This is a genomic window from Thalassotalea coralli (assembly GCF_055786205.1).
On sequence record NZ_JBVVBK010000004.1, the window covers coordinates 141,293 to 160,855 of the forward strand.

Sequence of the window (19,563 nt, forward strand, 5' to 3'; positions counted from 1 at the left end):
GATTTATGAATAACTCGATAGAATTGCCTTTTCAACAAGAAGATCGTTGTAAAACGACATTAGGCAGAAAGAGTTTTTCATTGGATCACCAAAACATCTTTACTCAATGGATGACGGAGTACGAGAAATTGCTTCGTCATATCATTACCGGCTTTGAAGCAAAACCGGCACTTCAGGAAGAGTTATTTCAAGAAATAGCGCTCAATATCTGGCGAGCGTTACCTAAATTTAGGCAAGATTCGGCAGTAAAAACATTTGTTGCGCGTATTGCCCATAATGTTTTAGCAACACATGTTGCTAAATCGGTAAGGACAATCAAGGCTGATCAAGAAATCAGCGACATGCCTGTTGAGGCAGAGTGTCAAGACCAACCTACACCTTACCAATCTCTTGATCAGCAGCAGCGTCAATTGCGACTCGCTAAAGCGATACGTTCGTTAAAACTAGAACAGCAGCAAGTTATAACGTTGGCTCTCGAAGGAATGAGCTATCAAGAAATTGCAGACGTATTATCAATTACCAGTAACCTTGTCGGTGTTCGATTACAGCGAGCCAAGCAAGCCTTAGCCAAGAAATTAGGGGCGTAATATGACCGACAAAGAAAACCAAGAGCAAAAGAACATGCAAATAAGCGGTCTTAACGAATCTTCCAATGAACTGGATACTTCGTTTTTAGATGAACAATGGGCTGACCTAACCAAGGACTGGCAGGCACAACCGGTACCCAAGTCAGATATTAAACGCCTCCTCAGACAAACACGCAGTCGTACATGGCGCGCGAAGGGGTTGTTTATTAGCAATATAATTGCGACTTTTGGCCTATTAGCCAGCTGGCTTTATGGATGGCTAGCATCAGAATGGGACAGATCACTTGTCAGCTACTTGGGCGTTACTGGCGTTCTTTCTATTGTCTTTGTTTATTACGAATTTAAAATTAGGCAAAGTGTTTGGCAACAAATAAGCGATAGCCCAGATAATGCCTTACAAAATGCACTAAAAGGATATGAATCCTCCTTAAATTATATTCGACTGATATATTGGTCTTTTATCCCAATTTTCATCGTTGTAAACATTTATCTTGTTGCCGCGGCGATAGAAGCGGAGCAACCAATAGTACCAGGGCTAATATTTGGCAATGTGTTTTTAATTATCTGCTTACTTGTCACCTGGGGTTATGGCGTAAAACGTAAAAAAGAGTATCAGGCACTCTCTGAACGTATAAAGAATTTATAATCGTTCAACCTCTAATTTTCGACATATAATTCGGTTTGCGTCTGTGTATTCTGAATTATATGTTGTTTTAATCCGTTCTTTTCGATATATTTGAGTCAGTTGATTTGCCTTTTATATGACGAACCATAGTACAGGTTGGTCATAAGCGGCTGCCTATTGATATATTTCATGACTAATTGAAATAAATGCATCTGGTTTAAGCGTGTACAACGCTAGTTGGATCAGGCAGAATATGCGGCAATTATTTTAAGTACACAGCCAGCCTTTGATTAACACTTAGGCGATACATGAGGGAAAAACATGCTTACTCGTGATATGAACATTGCAGACTTCGATGCTGAATTATGGCAGTCGATGACTGATGAAACGATTCGTCAAGAAGAACACATCGAATTAATCGCTTCAGAAAACTACTGTAGCCCGCGCGTATTGGAAGCCCAAGGCTCTCAATTAACCAATAAATACGCTGAAGGTTACCCTGGTAAGCGTTACTACGGTGGTTGTGAATACGTTGATAAAGCTGAAGCTTTAGCTATCGAGCGTGCAAAAGAACTTTTCGGTGCAGACTACGCTAACGTTCAACCGCACGCAGGCTCTCAAGCAAATGCTGCTGTTTTCCAAGCATTAGTTAGTCCAGGCGGTAAAGTACTTGGTATGAGCTTAGCTCACGGTGGTCACTTGACTCACGGCTCTCATGTAAACTTCTCTGGTAAATCTTACGAAGCGATTCAATACGGTTTAGACCCAGAAACAGGTGACATTGACTACGCAGAAATTGAGCGTTTAGCAAATGAACACAAGCCTGAAATGATTATCGGCGGTTTTTCTGCTTTCTCTGGTATCGTTGATTGGGCACGTATGCGTAAAATCGCTGATAGCGTAGGTGCATACTTTATGGTTGATATGGCTCACGTTGCAGGTTTAGTAGCCGCTGGTTTATATCCAAACCCTGTGCCTCATGCACACGTTGTTACAACAACTACTCATAAAACATTAGCTGGTCCTCGTGGCGGTTTGATTGTTGCAGGTTGTGGCGATGAAGACATCTACAAGAAATTAAACTCTGCGGTATTCCCAGGTGGCCAAGGTGGTCCTTTAATGCACGTTATCGCTGCAAAAGCGGTAGCATTTAAAGAAGCGCTTCAGCCTGAATTTGCTGACTACCAAAAGCAAGTATTAGCTAACGCTAAAACTATGGTATCAGTGCTTCAAGAGCGTGGTTACAAGGTTGTATCTAACGGTACAGAAAACCACTTATTACTTCTTGATTTAATCGACAAAGATATCACAGGTAAAGATGCTGACGCTGCATTAGGCCGCGCTCACATCACGGTAAACAAAAACTCAGTGCCAAACGACCCACGCTCTCCTTTCGTAACTTCAGGTTTACGTTTAGGTACGCCAGCGATCACTCGCCGCGGTTTCGGTACTCAAGAAACTGAACAGTTAACAGGTTGGATTTGCGACATTCTTGATGACATCAACAATGAGCAAACAATTGAATCTGTTAAAGAAAAAGTTAAAGAGATTTGTGCGCGATTCCCAGTTTACGCATAATTTGCGGTAATCAATAGCGCTAGCCATTAATTTCTGTGTCGAAAGTGCTCACATACATTGGTATGCTGCGCGCTTTCTCCTTGAACTAAATGACTATCTCTGATTGATTCCCTGCAAATTTGATTTTAAGAAAGCCCAAAGGAAACTTTGGGCTTTTTTGTGTTTGGGCAGTTACTTCGTTATTGATTTGGGCTAAAATGGCGGCTCTTTTTATTAGGGGAGCTAAGATGTATTGTCCTTTCTGCACCGCAACGGATACTAAAGTTATCGATTCACGTTTAGTATCAGACGGTTATCAAATCCGACGTCGCAGAGAATGCAGTGCATGTCTAGAGCGCTTTACTACTTTTGAAACGGCTGAATTGGTCATGCCTCGAATTATCAAACGCGATGGTTCTAGAGAGCCGTTCAACGAAGATAAATTACGTTCAGGTTTGACTAGAGCCCTTGAAAAACGTCCTGTCAGTGTCGAACAAACAGAGCAGGCGATTAACCGCTTAAAGTCGGAAATGAGAGCAACAGGCGAGCGTGAGTTATCCAGCGAGATGTTAGGTAACATCATGATGGAGCAATTGAAAAAGCTCGATAAAGTTGCTTATGTACGCTTTGCTTCTGTATACCGCTCTTTTGAAGATATTCGCGAATTTGGCGAAGAAATCGCACGCCTTGGTGATGAAACCAATTAACATATTCGAGTATTGAGAGCTTCATGACAGAGTTTACCCACGCTGAACATACATATATGGCAAGAGCGATAGAACTTGCTAAGAAGGCTTGGTATACCACTAGCCCTAACCCTCGTGTTGGTTGCGTGTTGGTTAAAAACAACGAAATCATCGCTGAAGGTTTTCATCAAAAAGCGGGGGAGCCACACGCTGAAGTACACGCACTTCGTCAAGCGGGCGATAACGCCAAAGGGGCAACTGCTTTCGTTACCTTAGAGCCGTGCTCTCATACGGGGAAAACCCCACCTTGCGCCGATGCGTTAATTGCAGCAGGCGTAGAAGAAGTCATCGCTGCAATGGTCGATCCAAACCCACTCGTTTCTGGCAATGGTCTTAACAAATTACAGCGGGCGGGCATCAAGGTTAGACATGGCTTACTTGAACAAGACGCTGAAACACTAAACCCTGGCTTTATCTCGCTAATGCGAAACAAAAAACCTTATGTCCGTTGTAAACTGGCGGCAAGCTTGGACGGAAAAACCGCTATGGCCTCTGGTGAAAGTAAATGGATTACCTCACCTGAATCTAGACGAGAGGTACAGCGATTACGAGCACAGAGTTGCGCAGTCATTAGTGGTGCAGATTCCGTTATTTTCGACAACGCAAAGATGACGGTTCGTTGGCAAGAGCTGGGAGAACTTAGTGCTAGCTACCCAGAGCAAGATCTTCGTCAGCCAGTAAGAGTTGTTATCGATGGTAAAAATCGTTTAACACCAGACCTTGCTCTTTTCCAGCACGAATCACCAATTATTGTTTTAACGTCTGCTATTGAAAATAACTATGAATGGCCACATTTTGTTGAACATATAGCAATTGAGCAAGATGCAGATTCTGATTTTTTAAGTTTGCCTAAGGCACTCGAAGTGCTAGCTGCAAAGGGCTTGAACGATATTTTGGTTGAGTCGGGTAAGCGATTAGCGGGCGCCTTTATCGAACAAGATTTAGTTGAACAACTCGTGTTGTTTCAAGCGCCTATACTTATGGGCAGTGATTCACGTAGTCTAGTGGATTTACCAAACGTTACTGCATTGTCGCAAGCTAAACATTTGTTTATTAGTGATGTGACGCATGTAGGCAAAGATATTAAAATAACGGCAAACGTTAACCGACATTCTTAATCGTAACATTAAAGAGAACATCATGTTTACTGGAATTATTGAAGCTGTAGGCCAGATAAAACAAGTACAAATTACGCCCGATGGAGCACGTATAACTGTCGCGGTAAATCAGTTGGATATGTCTGATGTAAAATTAGGTGACTCTATCGCAACCAACGGTATTTGTTTAACGGTTGTCGCATTTGATCAACACAGCTTTAGTGCTGATGTGTCTAAAGAGACCTTATCTCGAACCGCTTTCGCTGGTTATACAGCAGGGCAATCGGTTAATTTAGAAAAAGCTATGTTGCCAACAACAAGGTTTGGCGGACATATTGTTTCAGGACATGTTGACGCAGTTTCTAAAATAGTTTCAATTGCTAATAACGGCAATAGTACTGAGTTTTGGCTATCTTTATCAGAAGATATTGCTAAATATGTTGCTGAAAAAGGCTCTATCACAGTCGATGGTGTAAGCCTAACAGTAAACAGTGTCGTTGAAGGCAAGTTTAGATTAACGATTGTTCCACATACAACGGAACAAACTATTTTACCTACCTATCAAGTAGGTTCTACCGTTAATATTGAAGTTGACGTTATGGCTCGATATATCGAACGATTATTGTCGAGTAAAGAGAATCATGCTCCAACATCTGGAGTGACAGAAGCTTTGTTACAACAAAGCGGATTTATTAAATAAATTAAGAGGCAGGCATGAAGTTAAACACGCCACAAGAATTAATCGAAGATATCAGACAAGGTAAAATGGTTATCTTGATGGATGATGAAGATCGTGAAAACGAAGGCGATTTCATTATGGCAGCAGAATGTGTGACCCCAGAAGCGATTAACTTCATGGCGACACACGGTCGAGGTCTTATTTGTATGCCGATGACCATCGAACGCTGTCAGCGACTTAACCTTCCTCTTATGGTAAACAAAAACGATGCGCAGTTTTCGACAAACTTTACCGTATCGATTGAAGCCGCTGAAGGTGTTACTACAGGTATCTCTGCTGCAGATCGAGCGACAACAGTATTAGCTGCTGTAGCAAAAGATGCTAACCAGCATTCAGTTGTTCAACCGGGTCATATTTTCCCATTAATGGCAAAAGATGGTGGTGTATTAAATAGAGCCGGCCATACCGAAGCAGGTGTTGATTTAGCAAGACTTGCAGGCTTTGAGCCAGCTTCAGTTATTGTTGAAATCTTAAATGAAGATGGCACGATGGCGCGTCGCCCAGACTTAGAAGTTATTGCTGAAAAGCATGGCGTTAAAATGGGGACAATTGCCGATTTAATTGAATATCGCAACGCTAACGAAACTACCATAGAGCGCGTTTCACAATGTAAATTGCCGACAGCTTTCGGTGATTTTGACTTAACTGTGTTTAAAGACACAATTGATGGTCAAGCTCACTTTGCTTTAACCAAAGGTGATATCTCACCAGAGCAGCCAACACTAGTGCGTGTGCACTTAGAAAATACGTTTAGAGACTTACTGTTTAGTCAACGCGAAAGTGTTAACAAGTGGCCTATTGGCAACGCATTAGAGCGTATTGGTAAAGAAGGTGGTGTCCTGGTTTTACTAGGTAAACATGAAAGCCCGGAAGAGCTTATTGGCCAAGTACAAAAATACGCAAAATTAGACGCTGGCGAAACCGTAAAAGAAGTTAAACGTCATGTTGGTTCTCGTAATGTTGGTGTGGGTTCGCAAATTCTGGCAAATTTAGGTGTCGGTAAAATGCGTTTACTTAGCTCACAAGTTAAGTATCACTCGCTGTCAGGCTTCGGTTTAGAAGTTGTTGAGTACATCAACGAATAAACTCTAACTCGTTATTATCGAACATTAAAAAAGAGCTGCAATGCAGCTCTTTTTTGTGGTTGAATAGTGACTCGTTTATAACTTAGGTGACTTTCTATGTCGCGTTGCTTGCTCATATCCATAAGCGACTTCTATCACGACACCGTCTTTTAAGTGACCTGAGAATATTGAAAGACCGACTGGCAAGTGGTGGACAAATCCCATAGGCACTGTCACGTGTGGGTAACCCGCAATAGCAGCTGCACTAGATGCGGCTCCTAAGTAATGATCGCCAGTAATTTTGTCAATTTTCCATGCAGGCCCTGTTGTTGGCGCTATTAATACATCAAGCTGGTGCTCTGCTAATAGTTTATCTATGCCTTTATCTGCTGCAGCATACTTTGCTGCTTTAACTGCATTAATGTAATCAGTTGATGATAAGTCACCTTTCGCTTGCGCCATTTCCATGATTTCTTGTCCAAAAAACGGCATTGTTTGGCTCGCATGCTGTTGGTTAAAGGCCATAACCTCTGAAAGAGATTTAGGTAAGCCTTTAGCTGTTGAACTTAGATACTTGTTTAATCCATCTTTGAACTCATAAAGCAGCACTTCATATTCTGCGACGCCCCAGTTATTCTTCTCTTCTAACGATAGGTTATCAACAACGATTGCCCCTTGTGACTTGATATCGGCAACGGCTTGCTCAAAAACCTTATCTAAGCCTTTATGGTAACCAGTTAAGTTTCTCACTACACCGATGCGCTTTCCTTTTAAGCCGTCGGCTTTTAAATGAGACATATAGTTAATATTACTCGCTACTGCGTCAGCATCTTTATCGTCTTTAGCTGTCATCGCAGAGAGTAAAATAACAGCATCTGAAACCGTTCTTGCCATAGGGCCAGCAGTATCTTGGCTATGAGCAATAGGGATAATACCTTCTCGGCTTACCGTTCCCAGTGTTGGCTTTATGCCAACGATACCATTAATGGCTGAAGGGCAGGTCACAGAACCATCGGTTTCAGTGCCAACTGCTACTGTAGCAAAATTGGCAGCGATGGCTGCGCCTGAGCCCGAACTTGAGCCACATGGCGAACGTGTTAAGTCATGTGGGTTTTTCGTTTGGCCGTATAGAGAACTCCAGCCACTTGATGAAGCTGTTGAGCGAAAGTTCGCCCATTCACTTAAATTAGCCTTACCTAAAATAATCGCGCCAGCCTCTTTTAGCTTTGTCACTAAAAAGGCGTCATCGCTTGGAAAGTGGTTTTTTAAGGCGATAGAACCTGCTGAGTTTGACATGCCGTCATTGGAATCTATGTTATCTTTGAGTAATACGGGAATGCCATGTAATGGGCCTTTGAAGCCGTGTTTTTTATAATGCTCATCGAGCATCTTCGCTGTGTTTATCGCATTCGCGTTTAGTTGCGATACGGAATTTATCTTGTCTTGACCTTCATCATATTCAGCGATGCGCTCTAGATATTTTTTTACTAAGGCTTCGCTGGTTAATGTACCTGCTTTAAATTGCTGATGTATTTGTTGCACCGATAAAGGTTGCGAAGCGCTAGCGGAGGTAGAAACGATAAAAATAATAATTAAACTAAAGATGACATTGATATTACGCATATTTTTTCTGCTTTTTTATTGTTTTAACTTTTATAACTTGGGCTAAGCGGTTATGTCTACTATTTCACCATAATACTAACTTCATGCTTTTTACTTACTGTTAACAATAACTGACAGCAGTCGACATGATTCGTTGCCATTATCTGATTCTGATTGAATTACGCCGATAAAAACCACTCACATCGAAAATCGACCATTCCTATAAAAACGTCTCGCTAAGTTTTTCTAAAAAGTACTATTGCAAACATCAAAACAAACAAGAACGTGTCAGTCATTTAGTGAGGAATATGATGAATATTAAAAAGAACTTAGGATTAGCTTTAGTTGGGTTGTCTACCTTTTCTTCTGTAGCAGTAGCAAAAGATACCGGTATAACTGGAAGCTGGGCGGGAAATATCGCTATTTCAGCAGAGAATAAAATGGCATTAGTCTTCCATATTTCTAACAGTGACTCTGGATTTAAAGCAAGCTTTGATGTGCCTGCACAAAAGCAATTTAACATTGCCTTTGATCAAGTCGATATTAAAGAGAACAAAGTTACCTTAGGTTTGAGCTTAGCTAAGATGACTTATAAAGGGGAGTTAGTTGATAACAAGTTAGTTGGTACCTATCAGCAAGGTGCTTTTAGCACGCCGTTAACGCTAAGCCCGAGTGAAGCTAAACAGTCACGAAAATTAAAAAAGCAAGAACAAGTAACAGCGGCTTCTTATCAAACTGAACAAGTAACATTTAAACATGCAAGTGGCAGTCATCAACTTGCTGGTGAGCTTTCTATCCCGAAAAAAGAGGTTAAAGCGGTAGCTATTTTGCTATCGGGCTCCGGGCCTACTAATCGCGATGCAGATATCGCTGGTCATAAATGGTTTAAAGTATTAGCACATCAACTGACAGAGCAGGGCATAGCGGTTTTGCGATTTGATGATAGAGGCGTAGGAGAATCGACAGGAGACTTTGCTTCTGCCACGAGTGCTGATTTTGCCGAAGATGCGGTAGCAGCGTTAAATTACTTGCATTCTCGAGCGGATTTTAAAAACACCAAAATAGGTTTTGTCGGTCATAGTGAAGGTGGCTTAATAGGAGCAATAGCAGGTGTTAACAACAGCGAATTAGACTTTTTCGTTAGTTTAGCAGGCCCAGGTACAACTGGCGCTGATATCTTAATTGATCAGTCTTATAAAGCGCAAAAGTTGATGGGTGTTGCAGCTGAAGAGTTAGCCAAAAGTGACAAAGCTCAGAAGGAAATTATGTATGCCATTCATCAAGGAATAGACAAAGACGGTTTATTAAAAATAATGATGTCCCACGGTATGGGCTCAAAGCAAGCGCAGGCTCAAGTAGATATGGCATTGTCACCATGGTTTGAATATTTTGTTAAATCTGATGCAACGAAATACTTATCGCAATTAACGATACCAGTGCTTGCCTTAAATGGTGGTAAAGATATTCAAGTGATTGCCAAACAAAATATAAACGGCTTTAAGGCCTCGGTAAATACAGACTTGTTAACAACAAAGATTTACCCTAATCTTAACCACCTATTTCAACCGGCTGAAACTGGCTTACCGTCTGAGTATAGCGAGATAGAAACGACAGTTTCAGAGCAAGTTAGTAACGATATAGCTAAATGGGTTACCTCTATTTAATCTAAGTTGATTAAACAATAAAGAATATAGCGTTATCGGCTTGCTGATAACGCTTAATAATAACAACGAAGAAATATTCTCATGCCAAATATCAGTGCCTTTTGGCCTATTCAAATTATCAGTTGGAGCTTATTTGTTTTAGTGAATTTGCTTGGACGAGGTTACTTCAAGTACTTTCACCTAAGTGAGCTAGCAAACTCTCTAGCACTTGGCTTTTCACTTTTTTGCGCGACAAGTGTCTTGCGTTTCTTTTTAAAGAATCGATTAAAGGCCAATAGCGTATATTTAAACTTTGGCATCATGATACTTGGCTGTGCAATAGGCGGCTTTATATCGATAGGGCTATATTTGGCTATTATTTTTCCTATCGCGGACAGCTTGTTTGCAGTTCCAATGAAAATCTTAATGCTACAAATGCTAATGGGTTCGCCAGTTATTTTTCTGCTGGTTTTAGGCTGGTCTGCGATTTACGCGGTATTGCGTAACCAGCGCATTTTTAAACGTGCTGAATTAAAACAAGTTGCCCTTGAACAATCGCTTAAATCGGCAAGATTAGACGTGCTACTTAGTCAAATTAATCCGCATTTTATTTTTAACGCCATCAATAATATTCGCGCTCTTATCTTAGAAGATGCAAACAAAGCGCGAGATTTACTGGCAGATTTATCTGAAGTGATGCGATATACCATGAAAGTAGATAAAGAGAGTCTAATCGCGTTTGAAGACGAAGTGGAGATAGTGGGTCACTATGTTGCTTTAAATAAAATTCAATTAGAAGACAAGTTAGCGGTTGATTGGCAAATCGAGCCAGACACATTATCCTTAAATATTCCGCCTATGGTCTTACAGTTACTAGTGGAAAACGCCATTAAGCATGGCATCAGTAAAATAAAATCTGGTGGCGCTATTCATATTTCAACCGCGCTGGATAAACAAAATAATACTTGGCAACTTGTGGTAGAAAACTCCGGTGAGCTAAAACAAGGTAACCCTCAAACGGGAGTTGGTCTAAAAAATATTTCACAGCGTCTCGCGATAGTTTTTGAAAAAGAGGCTTGTTTTACGCTAACACCGTCGGAATTAGGTGTTAAAGCCACGGTGACATTGCCCATTGTTAACAGGGAGAGTGAAAATGTATAAAGCGATGATTGTTGAAGATTCACGCCTTGCGCGCTTAGAATTAACTTCACAGCTCTCTGCTGTAGAAGAAATAGAATTAGTCGGTGAAGCCGAAAATATCGAACAGGCATTATCTTTGTTTGAGCAGCATACACCAGATCTTGTGTTTCTAGACATAGACTTACCTGATGGCAACGGCTTTGAGTTTTTAACGCAATTATCGCAAGCGCCATATGTGATTTTTACCACAGCTTTTGATCAATTTGCCATTAAAGCATTTGAGCAAGGGGCTGTTGATTACTTACTTAAGCCCTTTACCCAAAAGCGATTAGTTGAAGCATGGCAAAAGTTTAAACAACAAGCTGATGCCACTAATAATCAGCAAAAAACAAATGAAAAGCTACAACTGGAAAGCCAATTTTTTGTCAAAGATGGCCAACAATGCTGGTTGGTGACTTTATCACAGGTTACTCGATTTGAAGCCATGGGCAATTATACCCGAGTGTATTTCGACGATAACAAACCTATGGTTTATCGAACGTTGGCGCAAATAGAGGAGCGCTTACCGCAAGAGCTATTCTTTCGTGTGAGTAGACAAAATATTGTTAAGCTAAGCGCCATCACTCACGTTGAACCTTGTGGCTCTGGTGGCTTGGAGCTTACGCTTAATAATGGAGATAAAGTAGAAGTATCAAGAAGGCAAGCCAGTAACTTTAAACAATTACTGGCTTTATAATTGATTACAGCTTAATTGCGGAAATTTTTTCGACAATGCCTTTTGCATCTAAGCCAAGCTCTTGATGAATTTCTGCTTGCGTACCGTGCTTGATAAACTGATCAGGTAAGCCAATGTTGAGTAAACGCGTTGCCAACCCTTGGCCAATAACATATTCATTAACCGCTGAACCAGCACCACCTGCAATCGCATTATCTTCAATGGTAACCAGCAATTGATGTGATTGAGCAAGTTCTGTAATTAACTGCTCGTCTAGTGGTTTAACAAAACGCATATCAACTAACGTCGCATTGAGTTCTTCTGCTACTTTTTCTGCTTCGCCAAGCATGGTACCGAAGCTTAATAATGCAATCTTTTCACCAGAAACAAGCTTTCTACCTTTGCCAATTTCTATCGTTTCATCGATGGCTGGCAGCTCATTGCCAATCGCGTTACCGCGAGGGTAGCGCACAGCAGCAGGCTGGTTAAGCTTATGGCCTGTTGTTAGCATCAACTGGCATTCATGCTCATTAGCTGGTGCCATGATCACTAAATTTGGAATGCAGCGCATAAAGCTTAAATCAAACGCACCTTGGTGTGTTGGACCATCGGCGCCAACAATACCAGCTCTGTCGATAGCAAACAAAACAGGTAAGTTTTGAATGGCTACATCGTGAATTAGCTGATCGTATCCACGTTGTAAAAAGCTAGAATAAATCGCAACTACAGCGTTATGGCCGCCTATTGCTAAACCCGCTGCAAATGTAACCGCGTGCTGCTCAGCAATGGCTACATCGTAATATTTCTCAGGGAAACGCTGACTAAATTCCACCATACCTGAGCCTTCGCGCATTGCTGGCGTGATCGCCGCAAGTAAGTCATCTTGCTCTGCCATTTTACACAACCAATCGCCAAAAATTTGCGAATAAGTTGGTGTTGTTGGTGCGCTTTTAGGCAAGCTAGTTTCCATTGGGTTGAATTTAGGTACCGCATGGTATTTTATTGGGTCTTGCTCTGCTGCGTGGTAACCCTTACCTTTTTTGGTGGCAATATGCAAAATTTGCGGCCCTTTAAGCTCGCGCATATTACTAATGGTATCAACTAAACCATTAACATCATGGCCATCGATAGGCCCGATGTAATTAAAGCCGAGCTCTTCGAAAAAAGTGCTTGGTACAACCATGCCTTTAAGGTGCTCTTCAGCGCGACTCGCTAATTCTTTAATCGGTGGTATGTTTTCCAGTAAGCGCTTACTACCTTCTCTAAAGCCTGTGTAAAAGCTTCCTGAAAGCATTTTTGCCAGGTGATTATTCAGTGCGCCTACATTTTCAGAGATAGACATTTCGTTATCATTAAGAATAACTAACATGTCTTTATGAATGTCACCTGCGTGGTTTAATGCTTCAAAAGCCATACCAGCAGTCATCGCACCATCACCAATAACAGCCACAACTTTTCGGTTTTTACCTTCTTTCTCTGCGGCAGCGGCTAAACCTAAGGCGGCAGAAATAGAAGTACTCGAATGACCAACACTTAATACGTCATATTCACTTTCTTCACGCCATGGGAAAGGGTGTAGACCATCTTTTTGACGAATGGTATGAAGCTGGTCGCGGCGACCAGTAAGTATTTTATGAGGGTAGGCTTGATGTCCCACGTCCCAAATTAAATGATCGAACGGCGTTTGGTAGACATAATGTAGCGCGACAGTTAATTCTATCGTGCCAAGGCCAGAAGCGAAGTGACCGCTACTTTTACTCACAGAATTTAACAGGTATTCTCTTAGCTCAACACTTGCCTGAGGCAATTGCTCACGCTCAAGCTTTCTAAGATCGCTTGGGGAATCAATGTTTGATAACAATGGGTAATCGTTTAGGTTTATAGTCATAATTGTTAAATCAGTGACGCTTAACTGGTCCGTTGAATAATAAAGGTGGCAAAATCAGCCAAATTCTGAGTATTGTAAGGCAAAGTGTGCAAAGCTTGAAGCGCTTGTTTATACAAGTCGTCAGCTTTTTGTTGAGCGCCTTGTAAACCTAATAATGCAGGGTAAGTACTTTTATTCGCGGCAAGGTCAGAGCCAGCAGGCTTTCCGAGCTCTTCTTCACTAGAGGTTATATCGATGATATCGTCTCTTACTTGATACGCTAAACCAACGCACTTTGCGAATTCTATCAGTGCCGATTGCTGCTCTTTGGTAATGTTTTCAGCGCACTCTGAGGCCATCAAGACACTTGCTTCTAATAAAGCGCCTGTTTTTAACGCGTGTAACTGCTCTAATTGCTCTAGAGATATTTCTTTATCTGTTGCAGCCAAATCCATTGCTTGTCCACCACACATTCCTTGGTAACCACTGGCGGTAACTAAGTGCTGGACAAGTTTAATTTGCTTAGTCGCAATATGCTTGGAAAAAGGGTGATTTGCTAAAATATCAAACGCAAGTGTTTGCAAACTATCGCCAGCTAAAATCGCGGTAGCCTCATCGAAGGCTTTATGGCAAGTAGGCTGACCACGACGTAAATCGTCATCGTCCATGGCAGGTAAGTCGTCATGTAATAAAGAATAAGCGTGGATGCATTCTAGCGCCGCTGCAATGCCATCTATGTCTTGTAGCGATACATTAAGCGCTTTACCCGTCGTATATGCTAAATAAGGACGCATACGTTTGCCGCCGATAAGAAGCCCGTATCGCATTGCTTCTAGCAACTTAGGATCGTTAACAGTTAAGCTATCTAATTTGTTCGTTAAGTATTGATTAACGCGCTCTTGCAAATCAGGTAAGTCTGACAAACGAGTCACTATGCATCCTCGTTGTTATCAAAAGGAGTGAGTTGCGCTGATTGGTGACGTTGCATAAGAATCTGAACTTTTTGCTCTGCGTCTTTAAGCTTTTCTTGGCTTACTTGACTCAGTGACAGGCCGCGCTCGAATAGTGCCATAGACTCTTCCAACGGAAGTTCGCCGCTTTCTAAGCCATTTACGATCATTTCAAGTTCTTTTAACGCTTCTTCGAAGGATAAATTTTCTATTTTTTTACGGGCCACGAGCGTCTCATTTGAGTCAATTTATTAGAATACCGCGCAAGGTACCTTAGCTTAAAGGTTTGGTCAACAACTGCTGATTCCACGATTAAAATCAAATAATCGCTATAAATAAGTTAAGTTATTGAACATTCGGACGATAATATTAACATAGAATATAAAAGACTAATTGAATTAATTGCTGTTTCATTTTGCGCAATTTAAAAAGAGTGTTAAGACCAAAGTAACGAATTTAAGCGAATAATGGGTCTGTTAAAGCCGAAGGTAAGCTAAACTCTTTTAGTCGATAAAATAAGCGTGAATTGCTGTCGCGCGATATGCAACTATTGGTTATTATCAATAATAAAATAGAACATAAAGCAGGTTTTCGGAGGTATTTGTGGATTTAGCGAGCTTACTAGGTGTTGTAGGTGCTATTGGTTTGGTGGTTCTAGCGATGATTATGGCTGGTGACATCAACATGTTTATCGATGGAAAGTCTGTACTAATCGTTATTGGTGGTTCTTTATTTGTTGTACTTGCTAACTTTAATTTAGGCCAGTTCCTCGGAGTGGGTAAAATTATCGGTAAAGCCTTTATGTTCAAAATTGAAAAGCCTGAAGAGCTTATTGAGAAATCGGTAGAAATGGCTGATGCGGCTCGTAAAGGTGGCTTCCTTGCACTAGAAGAAGCTGAAATATCAAATGCTTTTATGCAAAAAGGCGTTGATATGTTGGTAGATGGTCACGACGCTGACGTTGTGCGTAGTACGCTACAAAAAGATATCAATTTAACGACCGAACGCCACGAAACAGGCATTAGTATTTTGTCTGCACTTGCCGATATCGCTCCTGCAATGGGGATGATAGGTACACTAGTTGGTCTTGTTGCCATGTTATCAAACATGGATGACCCAAAGGCAATCGGCCCTGCGATGGCGGTTGCACTATTAACAACACTTTATGGTGCTTTCTTAGCGAACGTTATCGCTATTCCAATTGCCAACAAGCTAAAGCTACGTATGGCTGAAGAGAAAATGAACCAAGAGCTGATCTTAGATGCTGTTTTAGGTATTCAAGATGGGCAGAATCCTCGTGTAATTGAAGGCTTGCTGAAAAACTATTTACCAGAGAGTAAGCGAACAATCGATACGACTGAGGAATAGAAGGAACACATTATGGCTAATCCTCCAGAGTGTAAATGTCCACCGCCCGGCCTACCGCCATGGATGGGGACGTTCGCTGACTTAATGTCTCTGTTGATGTGTTTCTTCGTTCTATTATTGTCATTCTCTGAAATGGACGTTTTAAAGTTTAAGCAAATTGCGGGTTCCATGAAGTTTGCTTTTGGTGTTCAGAATAAAATAGAGGTAAAAGACATTCCAAAAGGCACCAGTATCATTGCGCAAGAGTTCCGCCCAGGTAAGCCTGAGCCAACGCCGATTGAAGTGATTCAGCAACAAACCGTTGAAATGACACAACAGATGCTTGAATTCCAAGCGGGTGATGAAACTTCCGCAGGTGGTCGCCAAGAGCAACGTGGTACAGAACGTGGTGGTCAATCACAAAGTACCGCCGATGAAATGTCAGCTCAAGCGCGTCAAAAAGCCAGTGATGAATTAGAACAAGCGTCGCAAGAGCAAGTAAATGAACTTGTTAAGAAAATTGCGGAGCAGTTAGAACAGCAAATTCAAGATGGTGCGATAGAATTAGAGCAGCTTGGACAACAGGTGATTATTCGCATTCGCGAGAACGGCTCCTTTCCTTCAGGCTCAGCCTTTCTGCAACCTAAGTTTCGACCTATCATCCGTGAAATTGGTGAGTTATTAAATACTATTCCTGGCGAAATCATGGTGTCAGGTCATACCGATAACCAAGGTATTAGCTCAGAACTGTTTAGTTCTAACTGGGATTTATCAAGTAAGCGTGCTGTGGCTATTGCTCATGAGTTGGTAAAAGTTGATGGCTTTGATCAATCACGGATGACTGTGGCTGGTCATGCCGATGGTAAACCTTTAGTACCTAACAATAACAATTTGAACCGTCGCCGTAATCGACGCGTTGAAATTGCAATTAGCCAAGGTAAGCCAAAAGAAACTGAGCCTTATTCAGTTATTAGTAAAGATAACAACTAAAACAAGCTAATTTTCATATAAAAAAGGATCGCAAGGTGATCCTTTTTTATTACTGTTACCGTAACAGTATCGTGCAATCACAACTTTTTTTAGCAACAAATCTCTGCTTAATGTATAATCCGCGCCACTTATTTGTGGGGTATCATGTAAATGAGATTTATTGTTAAACTTCAGGCTGAAATTGCCATTAAAAGTCGTCCTGTGCGCAAGCGTTTCACTAAGATTCTTGAGTCTAATATCAAGAATGTTCTACGCAGAGTCGATGAAACCGTTACGTCTCGAATCAACTGGGACAGTATTGAAGTAAATAGTAAGAACCTTTCACCTGAAAATCGTGAAAAGCTCATTGATACCTTAAGTTGTATTCCTGGTGTTGCCTTTTTCTATGAAGTTCAACAGGTTGAGTTTACCGACTTACACGACATATTCGAAAAAACCTTAGCTGTCCATGCTAAAACAATTGAAAACAAATCTTTTTGTGTTCGTGTTAAACGCAATGGCGAACATGAGTTTTCTTCATTACAAGCCGAGCAATACGTTGGTGGCGGTTTAAACCAAGCCGTTGATAGCGCGCGTGTTCAATTGAAAAAACCAGATGTTACGATTCAACTTGAAATTAAGCATCAAACGTTGTCGATTATTACCGAAAGAATTAAAGGCTTAGGTGGCTTCCCAATTGCGACACAAGAAGATGTGCTGTCTTTAATGAGTGGTGGTTTTGACTCTGGTGTTTCTAGTTTCCAAATGATCAAAAAGGGGGCTCGTACTCATTTTTGTTTTTTCAACTTAGGCGGCAGTGCTCATGAAGTTGGCGTTAAAGAAGTTAGCTATTACTTGTGGAACAAGTTTGGCGCGTCTCATCGTACCAAGTTTATTGCCGTTGACTTTGATCCTGTCGTTGCTGAAATTTTAGAAAAAATAGATAACGGCCAAATGGGTGTTATTTTAAAGCGTATGATGATGCGCGCAGGCGCTAAAATAGCCGAAAAACGCGGTATTCAAGCATTGGTTACTGGTGAGGCTCTAGGTCAAGTATCAAGCCAAACATTAACTAACTTAAATGTTATAGATAGAGTGACTGAAACACTAATCTTGCGCCCACTTGCTGCTTACGATAAGCAAGATATTATCGATATTGCCCGCGAAATCGGCACCGAAGATTTTGCTAAAACCATTCCAGAATATTGTGGCGTTATTTCTAAGAAGCCTACGGTAAAAGCTGTATTATCTAAAATAGAAGCGGAAGAAGAGAAATTCGACTTTTCAATTTTAGATAAAGTCGTTGAAGAATGTCGCATCATTGATATTCGCGAAATTGGTGAAGCTACAGAGCAAGAAATTCAAGCAGTTGAAGAATTAAAGGATATTCCTAAAGACGCGATTGTTCTGGATATTCGTAGCCCAGAAGAAGAAGATGAAAACCCGCTTGAAATTGATGATGTTGAAGTACAACATTTACCTTTCTTTAAACTGGCAACAAAGTTTGGCGATTTAGATCAAAGTAAGCAATACTTGCTCTATTGTGATCAAGGTGTAATGAGCAGGCTTCAAGCCCTTTATCTAATCGATAACGGCTATAAAAACGTTAAGGTTTATCGTAAGTAAGCGCGTTTATCTGATCAACTAAGTATTTGTTTTCAGGCGTTGCAATATTCAACGCCTGACCTTGCTCAACAATAAAACCGTTTATTTGCGCTATTTCGGTTTTACGTTTATTTAATATATCGCTGCGCATTGAAGAGCTGTTTCTAGCCGTCTTTTTCGCAACTATTAGCGCCGACTGTTTTAACTGTTTCTTATCTAACACGACACCTAAACTTTTCGCCACAGCCGCTACTTCATTCAAAACCTTATCGATAGTATCTTGATACGCTTGATTAATTATGCCGCCGTTTTCTATATCATGTATCGCTGTTAACGGGTTGATAACACAATTAACGGCCAGTTTAAGCCATTGTCTCTGAATTATGTTTTCATCAATTATTACCTCAGGCAGGGCTTCTTGCATAGGTAAATCATTGAGTAGCTGATGAGCATGATCAGATATCAAACCGATATGACTGTCGCCTTCACCAGTATGTTCAATCGATAAGGTATCGTGTTTTTTACAGCCATGCGTGGTTAGCATCAATGCTACTTTTCTGCCACCTGCCAAGGGTAAAATACGCTGTTTAGATAGCATACCGTTGTGACATAAAACGATGAGCGCGTTTGGGTTTAGGTGAGGAATATACTGTTCAATTGCGCTGGAAACTTGGTAACTCTTGGTGCAGAAAAGCACAATGTCAGCCTTCGCCAAATGACTCTTGGAGGCAAGATGTAAAGGCAGCTCTTCACTCTCTTGATTCATTTTTAGCAAAGTCACTGAGTGCTGCTTTGTTGAAAAGTTATCTGAAGTTTGTAGGAAGGTATCCACCTTATTTTTTGTTAGATAAGCGTACCATAACAAGCCTATTGCGCCCTGACCTACAACAACGATATTCATCATGCTTTATTTATACTGACGTCTGTCGTAGTAAACGACTTTTAACCATTTAAGTGCAACAAATAAAGTGACACCGGCGACGTCAGCTAAAAAGTCACTAAATTCACCATTTCTAAAGCCTAGATGCCACTGCGCTATTTCAGTTAAGCCGCCGTAACAAACTAAGGTAATTGCTAAATTCACTAAAGGGAATTTAAAAACTCCGTGTAAAAACCAAGTAAGTATAAAAAAGCCAATTAAGTGACCTATGGAATCTATTTGCGTACTTCTAAAAACAATGGCTGCCCAGTCGTGCGCGAGCAAACTGGCAACGATACCGAGAGTTAAAAAAATAAGAAGCAGAAGAAGATGCTGCTGACTTTTCATTCTAGAAAAATCCAACTTGAAATTAGTGGGGAATATATTACCA

General features: G+C 41.1%; 19 protein-coding genes. 13 read left to right on the forward strand and 6 right to left on the reverse strand.

Annotated features, from left to right (window positions below):
- Window positions 1–5: 5 nt before the first annotated feature.
- From ACOB80_RS11635 to ribBA, 7 genes are all read left to right on the forward strand, one after another.
- A complete protein-coding gene (locus ACOB80_RS11635) occupies window positions 6–587 on the forward strand; it encodes an RNA polymerase sigma factor (RefSeq protein WP_473166004.1) in 582 nt (193 codons plus the stop codon).
- 1 nt (window position 588) lies between these two features.
- Window positions 589–1,233 (forward strand): hypothetical protein, encoded by a 645-nt coding sequence (locus tag ACOB80_RS11640; protein ID WP_473166005.1) that lies wholly within the window; start codon window positions 589–591, stop codon window positions 1,231–1,233.
- Between the two features lie 300 nt (window positions 1,234–1,533).
- Entirely contained in the window at window positions 1,534–2,790 is a 1,257-nt protein-coding gene (glyA, locus tag ACOB80_RS11645; protein WP_473166006.1) for a serine hydroxymethyltransferase, read from the forward strand.
- A gap of 227 nt (window positions 2,791–3,017) precedes the next feature.
- Complete coding sequence (nrdR, locus tag ACOB80_RS11650; protein WP_473166007.1) at window positions 3,018–3,476, forward strand: transcriptional regulator NrdR; 459 nt, start codon at window positions 3,018–3,020, stop codon at window positions 3,474–3,476.
- Window positions 3,477–3,499: 23 nt separating this feature from the next.
- Complete coding sequence (gene ribD / locus ACOB80_RS11655) at window positions 3,500–4,633, forward strand: bifunctional diaminohydroxyphosphoribosylaminopyrimidine deaminase/5-amino-6-(5-phosphoribosylamino)uracil reductase RibD (RefSeq protein ID WP_473166008.1); 1,134 nt, start codon at window positions 3,500–3,502, stop codon at window positions 4,631–4,633.
- Between the two features lie 22 nt (window positions 4,634–4,655).
- A complete protein-coding gene (locus ACOB80_RS11660; RefSeq protein ID WP_473166009.1) occupies window positions 4,656–5,312 on the forward strand; it encodes a riboflavin synthase in 657 nt (218 codons plus the stop codon).
- Window positions 5,313–5,326: 14 nt separating this feature from the next.
- Window positions 5,327–6,436 carry a bifunctional 3,4-dihydroxy-2-butanone-4-phosphate synthase/GTP cyclohydrolase II gene (gene ribBA / locus ACOB80_RS11665; protein ID WP_473166010.1) on the forward strand — a complete coding sequence of 370 codons (1,110 nt, stop codon included), beginning with the start codon at window positions 5,327–5,329 and terminating at the stop codon, window positions 6,434–6,436.
- A 75-nt stretch (window positions 6,437–6,511) separates the two neighbouring features.
- Here the strand turns inward: ribBA and ACOB80_RS11670 are convergent, their stop codons facing one another.
- On the reverse strand, window positions 6,512–8,038 hold the full coding sequence (locus tag ACOB80_RS11670) for an amidase (protein WP_473166011.1): 1,527 nt from the start codon (window positions 8,036–8,038) through the stop codon (window positions 6,512–6,514).
- A gap of 290 nt (window positions 8,039–8,328) precedes the next feature.
- On the opposite strand from ACOB80_RS11670, the gene ACOB80_RS11675 reads away from it, so the two are divergent.
- The 3 genes from ACOB80_RS11675 (at window position 8,329) to ACOB80_RS11685 (ending at window position 11,536) form a co-directional block, all read left to right on the forward strand.
- Window positions 8,329–9,681 carry an alpha/beta hydrolase family protein gene (locus ACOB80_RS11675; RefSeq protein WP_473166012.1) on the forward strand — a complete coding sequence of 451 codons (1,353 nt, stop codon included), beginning with the start codon at window positions 8,329–8,331 and terminating at the stop codon, window positions 9,679–9,681.
- 81 nt (window positions 9,682–9,762) lie between these two features.
- On the forward strand, window positions 9,763–10,821 hold the full coding sequence (locus ACOB80_RS11680) for a sensor histidine kinase (protein WP_473166013.1): 1,059 nt from the start codon (window positions 9,763–9,765) through the stop codon (window positions 10,819–10,821).
- Window positions 10,814–11,536 carry a LytR/AlgR family response regulator transcription factor gene (locus ACOB80_RS11685; protein WP_473166014.1) on the forward strand — a complete coding sequence of 241 codons (723 nt, stop codon included), beginning with the start codon at window positions 10,814–10,816 and terminating at the stop codon, window positions 11,534–11,536. Before ACOB80_RS11680 ends, ACOB80_RS11685 begins: the two co-directional genes overlap by 8 nt.
- A 4-nt stretch (window positions 11,537–11,540) precedes the next feature.
- On the opposite strand, the gene dxs is transcribed toward ACOB80_RS11685, so the two are convergent.
- Genes dxs through xseB form a run of 3 tightly spaced genes read right to left on the reverse strand, consistent with a single transcriptional unit; the run spans window position 11,541 to window position 14,559 of the window.
- Window positions 11,541–13,403 (reverse strand): 1-deoxy-D-xylulose-5-phosphate synthase, encoded by a 1,863-nt coding sequence (gene dxs / locus ACOB80_RS11690; protein ID WP_473166015.1) that lies wholly within the window; start codon window positions 13,401–13,403, stop codon window positions 11,541–11,543.
- Between the two features lie 20 nt (window positions 13,404–13,423).
- Entirely contained in the window at window positions 13,424–14,314 is an 891-nt protein-coding gene (gene ispA / locus ACOB80_RS11695; protein WP_473166016.1) for a (2E,6E)-farnesyl diphosphate synthase, read from the reverse strand.
- The gene (gene xseB / locus ACOB80_RS11700; protein ID WP_473166017.1) at window positions 14,314–14,559 is read right to left on the reverse strand and encodes an exodeoxyribonuclease VII small subunit; all 246 of its coding nucleotides are present in this window, start codon (window positions 14,557–14,559) and stop codon (window positions 14,314–14,316) included. The genes ispA and xseB overlap by 1 nt, the downstream gene beginning before the upstream one ends.
- A 376-nt stretch (window positions 14,560–14,935) precedes the next feature.
- On the opposite strand from xseB, the gene pomA reads away from it, so the two are divergent.
- The 3 genes from pomA (at window position 14,936) to thiI (ending at window position 18,274) form a co-directional block, all read left to right on the forward strand.
- Window positions 14,936–15,700, forward strand: coding sequence for a flagellar motor protein PomA (pomA, locus tag ACOB80_RS11705; RefSeq protein ID WP_473166018.1), 765 nt, complete (start codon window positions 14,936–14,938; stop codon window positions 15,698–15,700).
- A 12-nt stretch (window positions 15,701–15,712) separates the two neighbouring features.
- Window positions 15,713–16,669 (forward strand): flagellar motor protein MotB, encoded by a 957-nt coding sequence (locus ACOB80_RS11710; RefSeq protein WP_473166019.1) that lies wholly within the window; start codon window positions 15,713–15,715, stop codon window positions 16,667–16,669.
- A 150-nt stretch (window positions 16,670–16,819) separates the two neighbouring features.
- Complete coding sequence (gene thiI, locus ACOB80_RS11715) at window positions 16,820–18,274, forward strand: tRNA uracil 4-sulfurtransferase ThiI (protein ID WP_473166020.1); 1,455 nt, start codon at window positions 16,820–16,822, stop codon at window positions 18,272–18,274.
- Here thiI and ACOB80_RS11720 read toward each other — a convergent pair.
- On the reverse strand, window positions 18,255–19,157 hold the full coding sequence (locus ACOB80_RS11720) for a ketopantoate reductase family protein (RefSeq protein ID WP_473166021.1): 903 nt from the start codon (window positions 19,155–19,157) through the stop codon (window positions 18,255–18,257). The two genes, thiI and ACOB80_RS11720, sit on opposite strands and share 20 nt — an antisense overlap.
- A 3-nt stretch (window positions 19,158–19,160) precedes the next feature.
- Window positions 19,161–19,520, reverse strand: a complete 360-nt coding sequence (locus ACOB80_RS11725; RefSeq protein WP_473166022.1) for a VanZ family protein — start codon at window positions 19,518–19,520, stop codon at window positions 19,161–19,163.
- Between the last annotated feature and the right edge of the window lie 43 nt (window positions 19,521–19,563).